Below are 7042 nucleotides of genomic sequence, written 5' to 3' on the forward strand. Positions count from 1 at the left end.
TGTGGAAGAAAAAGGATTGAAGATTACTTTGGCGGCAATCCAGAGTTTTCTTGTCGTTATGTTAGCTTATTTACTTAGTTTTGTTAGAGAAACAGAGATTGTGAACACCTCTGTTATCATCTTGTTCATTCTGCATTTTGTTGTTTCTAACATTAGTGATTATGAGCGTGATTTTTTTAAAAGGGGTTATTTAGCTGAGTTTATCAGCACTACAAAATATATCGTTTTCTTTGCTTTAGCCATCAGTATTTCAAACTTCTTTTTAGAAGATCGTTTTGGTATCTCTAGACGAGGCATGATTTATTTTTTGACAATACATTCTATTTTGTTGTATTTGTTGAATCTGTGCATTAAACGCTATAGGAGACGTATCTTTCCAAATTTCAAGGGGAGTAAAAAGATATTCTTGATAACAGCGACATCCAGAGTTGAGAAAGTTGTGGATAGATTGATAGAGTCGGGAGATATTTTTTGGGAATTGGTGGCGGTCAGTGTTTTAGATCAGCCTAATTTTCAGCATGCATCCGTAACCATTGTACCTGCAGATAACATCTTAGACTTTGCTACCCATGAAGTGGTTGATGAAGTTTTTATCAATTTACCAAGTGAAGAGTACGACATCGGGGAGTTCATCTCTCTTTTTGAAACAATGGGAATTGACGTGACAGTCAACCTGAATGCTTTCAATAACTATCTAGGTAGAGATAAAAAGATTCGCGGAATGGCAGGTTTGAATGTCATTACGTTTTCTACAAAATTTTATAAGACAAGCCACGTCATTGCTAAACGTTTCATTGATATCATAGGTTCGATTATCGGACTACTTATTTGTGGATTGGTGAGTATTGTTTTGGTTCCGGTAATTCGAAAAGATGGCGGACCCGCTATTTTTTCTCAAACTCGTATCGGAAAAAATGGTCGACATTTCACTTTTTATAAATTTAGATCTATGTGCGTGGATGCTGAGAAAAAGAAACAAGAGCTCCTTGCACAAAATACCATGCAAGGTGGTATGTTTAAAGTTGATGATGATCCTCGTATAACAAAGATAGGGAGATTTATCCGTAAGACCAGTCTAGATGAACTCCCTCAGTTTTGGAATGTTTTAATGGGAGATATGAGTTTGGTTGGAACACGTCCCCCAACAGTTGGTGAGTATGAAAAATATACTCCTGAACAGAAGCGTCGTCTTAGTTTTAAGCCAGGAATTACTGGTCTATGGCAGGTGAGTGGTCGTAGTAAAATCACGGACTTTGATGATGTTGTCAAGCTGGACGTGGCTTATATTGATGATTGGACCATCTGGAAAGATATTGAAATATTGTTAAAGACCGTCAAAGTGGTATTTATGAGAGAAGGGGCGAAGTGATTTGTGCCCATCAGTCTGTTAGGAGAGAAATGAAACAGTCAGTTTATATTATTGGTTCAAAGGGGATTCCTGCTAAGTATGGAGGATTTGAAACCTTTGTTGAAAAATTAACCGAATATCAAAAAGACAGCAACATACAATACTATGTTGCTTGTATGCGTGAAAATTCAGCTAAATCTGGCATCATGGATGACCAGTTTGAGCACAATGGAGCCATTTGTTTTAACATCGATGTACCCAATATTGGACCGGCTCGTGCCATCGCTTACGATATTGCGGCGGTCAACAAGGCTATTGAATTGGCTAAGAAAAATAAGGACGAAGCTCCTATTTTTTACATTCTAGCTTGTCGCATTGGTCCTTTTATTTCTGGGCTTAAGAAAAAAATTCGTGCAATCGGAGGGCGTTTGTTGGTAAATCCAGATGGTCATGAATGGCTGCGGGCAAAGTGGAGCCTACCGGTTCGTAAGTACTGGAAAATCTCTGAGCAACTAATGGTCAAACATGCAGATTTATTGGTCTGTGACAGTAAAAATATCGAAAAATATATCCAGGAGGACTATAAACAGTATCAACCGAAGACGATCTATATTGCCTATGGGACAGATACAAGTCCTTCAAGACTGCAAGCAGAAGATACCAAAGTCCGAAATTGGTATCAGGAAAAAGGAGTCAGTGAAAATGGCTATTATCTAGTAGTGGGACGATTCGTTCCTGAAAATAACTATGAAGCCATGATTCGTGAATTTATCAAGTCCAAGTCCAAGAAGGATTTTGTCCTCATCACAAATGTGGAGCAAAATAAATTTTACGATCAGTTGTTACAGGACACTGGTTTTGACAAAGATCCTAGGGTTAAATTTGTTGGGACTGTCTATGACCAAGAATTGCTCAAGTACATTCGTGAGCATGCTTTTGCCTATTTCCATGGGCATGAGGTTGGAGGGACCAACCCTTCTCTACTGGAAGCTCTAGCATCTACAAAACTGAATTTGTTGCTAGATGTTGGCTTTAACCGTGAGGTTGGTGAAGACGGGGCTATTTATTGGAAAAAAGACGAGTTGGCACGCGTCATTGAGGAAGTTGAAGGATTTGATCAGGCAGCAATAACTGACTTGGATTTTAAGTCAAGCCAAAGAATCCTCTCAGCTTTTACATGGGAAAAGATTGTGTCAGATTATGAAGAAGTGTTTAAAGGATAGAGAATGAAACGGATTTTATACTTGCATGCTGGTGCAGAAATGTATGGAGCAGACAAGGTTTTACTGGAATTGATCAAAGGATTGGATCCCAAAGAATTTGAAGCTCACGTCCTCCTGCCAAATGACGGTGTTTTAGTCGAAGCTTTGCGCCAGGTTGGAGCTCAGGTCAGCGTGTTGGATTATCCGATTTTACGTAGAAAATACTTTAATCCTAAGGGGATTTTTGAATATCTGAAATCTTATCGTCACTACTCTCAAAAAATCGCCCAATATGTGCGTGAGAATGGGATAGTTCTTGTTCATAACAATACGACAGCCGTTTTGGAAGGAATCTATCTCAAGAGAAAAGTAAAATTTCCCTTGATCTGGCATGTTCATGAGATTATTGTCAAGCCTAAGGCCGTTTCAGATTTTATCAACTTCTTGATGGGGCGTCATGCAGATAAAATCATAACAGTATCTCAAGCGGTTGCCAGCCATGTTAAACACTCTCCCTTTATCAAAGAAGGTCAGGTTCAGGTTATCTATAACGGAGTGGACAATGCGGTCTATCATCCGATGCAAGCAAGCACAGTGCGTGAACAGTTTGGTATCGCAGAAGAGGCTCTTGTCATTGGTATGGTTGGTCGCGTAAACGCTTGGAAGGGACAAGGAGATTTTCTAGAAGCAGTGACGCCGATTTTGGAGCAGAATCCCAATGCCATCGCTTTTCTGGCAGGGAGTGCCTTTGCTGGTGAAGAGTGGCGAGTCGAAGAATTAGAGTCTAAGATTGCCAAATCAAGTGTAACCTCACAAATCAAACGAATTGACTATTATGAGCATACGACTGAGCTTTATAATATGTTTGATATCTTTGTTTTACCAAGTACCAATCCTGATCCCCTACCAACAGTGGTACTAGAGGCGATGGCATGTGGTAAACCAGTAGTCGGTTACCGTCATGGTGGTGTCTGTGAAATGGTTGATGAAGGGACAAATGGCTTACTGGCCACTCCAAATCAGCCTGCAGAACTATCAAAAGTCATTCAAGAATTGGTGAAGGATCCAGAGAAAAGAAACCAATTTGGCCAAGCATCAGTAGAAAGACAAAGAGAGTTGTTTTCTTTGGAGAGTTATATCAAAAACTTCTCGGAGTTGTATAAGAGTTATAAAAATGATAAAAGAAACAATTAAGAATAAATTAAAACCAATTGTCTATCCCATCATTAATTTTATTCCTAGGAGAAGATTAAAAAACAAACAGTTCACCATTATCTGTGATAATTGTTGGGCTGGGAAAGTCTATCAAGAGTTAGGTTTACCCTATCAGACTCCCTTTATTGGGATGTTTGTTTTTTCTCCTGATTACATCAAGATGCTTAAAAATATTAAATACTATTTGAGTGGAAATATCCCCTTAAAATTTGTTAAGGAATCGAAATATATTAAAAACTTTGATAATACATATCCTCTTGCACTTCTTGATGATATTGAACTTCATTTTTTGCATTATGCAGACGAAGAAGAAGCAAATCATAAATGGCATCGTCGTTTGAAAAGAATTCATTGGGATAATTTGTATTTCAAGTTTAATGATAATGATGCTTGTACTTATGAGTTGATGGAAGAGTTTGAAGAACTTCCATACAAAAGCAAGGTTATTTTCTCTTCAAAGAATTATAGTGACTTACCTTCATTGGTCCACTTTAAATTAGCTGAGGAGCAAGGACATGTTGGAATTGATTTGAAAACCTACCACCGCTATTTCAATGTGGTGACATGGTTAAATAAGGGTGGAGAGGATTTGTCAAAATGAAAAAAATAAAGATTATTATTCCTTATTTTGGACGCCTTCCAAAATTTTTTCCTTATTTTTTATTAACTGCGAAACGTAACAAAAGAATAGATTTTCTGATTTATACCGATCAGAAGGTTGAACAATTTTCAAAAGTAAATGCACAGAATATCTCATTTGTAAATATCTCCTTTGATACGTTAAAGAAAAAGATTCAATCGAAATTTGACTTTAAAATTTCTCTAGACACTCCGTATAAATTATGTGATTATAAAGTTGCGTATGGCTTCATTTTCAAAGAAGAACTAGAGAATTATGATTACTGGGGGTTCTGTGATACAGATGTCTTATTAGGTGATATTTATCACTTTTTAGAAGAGAATGACTTTTTTACGAAAAATTATGCTAGATATGGTCTTTTAGGACACCTTCAAATTTATAAGAACACTGAAGAGGTCAATACAGTTTTCATGACTGGAATTGATTTAGGCTATCGATTAAACTACCGCAATGTTTTTACTAGCGAACAAACTTTTATCTTTGATGAAGCGAGAGGAATTCAAAAACTATTTGAAAAAACTTGTTTAAAACAGTTACAAAAGAATTATTTTGATGATCTTGATATTGCAAATTTTTCATTTAGAAACTATGGTGAGGGTAAAACTCAACGCTATTATTACTGGTCGGAAAAAGAGGGATTAGAGTCCATTGAATTAAAAGATAATCAGGTTAAGGTGAAACATCCATTATATGTTCACTTTCAGAAGCGATTGATTGATTGTCCGGAATTTATAAATTCAAAAGAATTTTATGTTGTACCAAATCGCTTGGTTTTAGGAGAACGGTTATCAATTGAAGAAATTCAGAAATTGACTCAAAATAAATTCTATTGGGAACATATAGAAAAAACATTTTTAAAGAAATTTAAAAGAGAAAAGTGGACGCTTGGTTTTATTCGCCATAAATTAAGGATGAGACGATGAGACGAGAGGTGTTGTTAACAGTTGTTATACCAGTATATAATGTAGAGAGATATTTAAAACGTTGTATCGAAAGCATCCTTATCNAAGGATGGGAAAATTATGATATTTTACTTGTTGATGATGGAAGTATGGATAGCTCACCTCATATATGTGATGAGTATGCTGAAAATTATGATTTTGTTTCTGTTATTCATAAAGAAAATGGTGGTATATCGGATGCTCGCAATGTTGGAATTGCTTATGCTAGAGGAGAGTACGTTTATTGCCCCGATTCGGATGATTGGATTGAACCAAATACATTTAGGGAATTGGGGAACATCATTGAAACTCAAAGATTTGACATCATTTCTTTTAATCGTGAATTTGTAAAAGGGGAGGATGCTCTAATTAGTCCAGAACCTAAAAAGATTCAAGAACTATCGGGTAAAGGTGCCTATATTGAAATGCTCAAGCACTCCTACATTACGGGTTTTGCTAATGATAAAATTTATAGGAAGTCATTATTTACTAATAACGGCATTGAATTCCCGTTTGGACAGTATTATGAAGATTTGGCTATTAACTATAAGCTTTTTCTTACTTCCAAGGCAGTTTATGCTACGAATCAAAAATATTACTATTACTTAATAAACAACCCGGATTCGATAACACAATCTTGGAATGAGCAAAAATTTTGTGATATGTTTGGCTTTTATAAGGAACAGTTTTATTCAGATTTTGTTCGTTCAAGACTTGATGATCAGGATTTAGAAATATTACATCTTTATTACGTGGATGGATTAACTCATATTTTGTCGAGTTTGTATAAGTCAACATTGTATAAAAAGCATGCTAATATTTTAGAAGAAATAAAGCAAGAATTGATGAAAAATAAAATCTCGCTATTTAAAATGAAGAATCAACCGAATTTTGGAAAATATTTATTGCATCGTTTGGGATTATTAAAATTTGCATTTAGAATACAAGGGAACATTCGAAAAATAATTTAGAGGAAATTATGAAATATTCAGTAATCATACCTGTATACAACGTAGAAAAGTATCTGAAAAGATGTATAGATAGTATAGTCATCCAAGAGTATAAAGACTTAGAAATATTACTAATTGATAATGGTTCAAGTGACGGAAGCGGTCTGATTTGTGATAATTACGCCGACAAAAATTCCCAAATCACTGCCTATCATATTCCCAATGATGGAGTAGGTTCAGCAAGAAATTTTGGACTTTCAAAGGCCAAAGGTGAATTCGTTTACTTTGTGGATGCAGATGATTATTTGGTTGGTAATCTATTTGCTGATATGGAAAATAAACTTCACTCTAAAGTAGATTTACTTGTGTTTAGCTACCATCATTCGATAGAAAAAAAATTAACGGAATTGAAAAGAACCACAAATGTCTTACCTTATAATGGCATTATTGATAAGGATGCTTTTATTGTTCTTTTTAAAGAACTATTTTTGACTGCTATGATGTATACGGTCTGGAACAAAATATATCGAAGAGATTTTCTAATAGAGAATAATTTGTATTTCTTAAAGTATGAATTAGGCGAGGATGTACGATTCAATCTTAAAGTATACGATTTGGTTGAAAATATAGTACTGTCCACAGAATGTTACTATGTGTATATATCGGGTAGAATGAATTCTGCAATGGGGAGTTACAATCCAAATAGAGTTGCATATCAGCTAGAGGAGTTATCTCAGATTGAATAC

General features: G+C 35.5%; 7 protein-coding genes. All 7 read left to right on the forward strand.

Features of this window, described 5'->3' with window-relative positions:
- Position 1: 1 nt before the first annotated feature.
- Entirely contained in the window at positions 2 to 1369 is a 1368-nt protein-coding gene (locus tag D8847_RS06310; protein ID WP_125841006.1) for a sugar transferase, read from the forward strand.
- Positions 1370 to 1398: 29 nt separating this feature from the next.
- Positions 1399 to 2571 (forward strand): beta 1-4 rhamnosyltransferase Cps2T, encoded by a 1173-nt coding sequence (cps2T, locus tag D8847_RS06315; RefSeq protein WP_125841007.1) that lies wholly within the window; start codon positions 1399 to 1401, stop codon positions 2569 to 2571.
- A gap of 3 nt (positions 2572 to 2574) precedes the next feature.
- Positions 2575 to 3744, forward strand: coding sequence for a glycosyltransferase family 4 protein (locus D8847_RS06320; protein ID WP_125841008.1), 1170 nt, complete (start codon positions 2575 to 2577; stop codon positions 3742 to 3744).
- Positions 3725 to 4366 carry a DUF1919 domain-containing protein gene (locus tag D8847_RS06325; protein WP_125841009.1) on the forward strand — a complete coding sequence of 214 codons (642 nt, stop codon included), beginning with the start codon at positions 3725 to 3727 and terminating at the stop codon, positions 4364 to 4366. The genes D8847_RS06320 and D8847_RS06325 overlap by 20 nt, the downstream gene beginning before the upstream one ends.
- A complete protein-coding gene (locus D8847_RS06330) occupies positions 4363 to 5328 on the forward strand; it encodes a DUF6625 family protein (RefSeq protein ID WP_125841010.1) in 966 nt (321 codons plus the stop codon). The genes D8847_RS06325 and D8847_RS06330 overlap by 4 nt, the downstream gene beginning before the upstream one ends.
- Entirely contained in the window at positions 5325 to 6317 is a 993-nt protein-coding gene (locus tag D8847_RS06335; protein ID WP_125841011.1) for a glycosyltransferase, read from the forward strand. Before D8847_RS06330 ends, D8847_RS06335 begins: the two co-directional genes overlap by 4 nt.
- Before the next feature lie 8 nt (positions 6318 to 6325).
- Positions 6326 to 7042 (forward strand): glycosyltransferase family 2 protein (locus D8847_RS06340; protein ID WP_125841012.1); only part of this gene is annotated, 717 nt, incomplete at its 3' end.

The sequence above is a fragment of the Streptococcus mitis genome (genome assembly GCF_003942795.1).
GTDB classification, from domain to species: domain Bacteria; phylum Bacillota; class Bacilli; order Lactobacillales; family Streptococcaceae; genus Streptococcus; species Streptococcus mitis_BJ.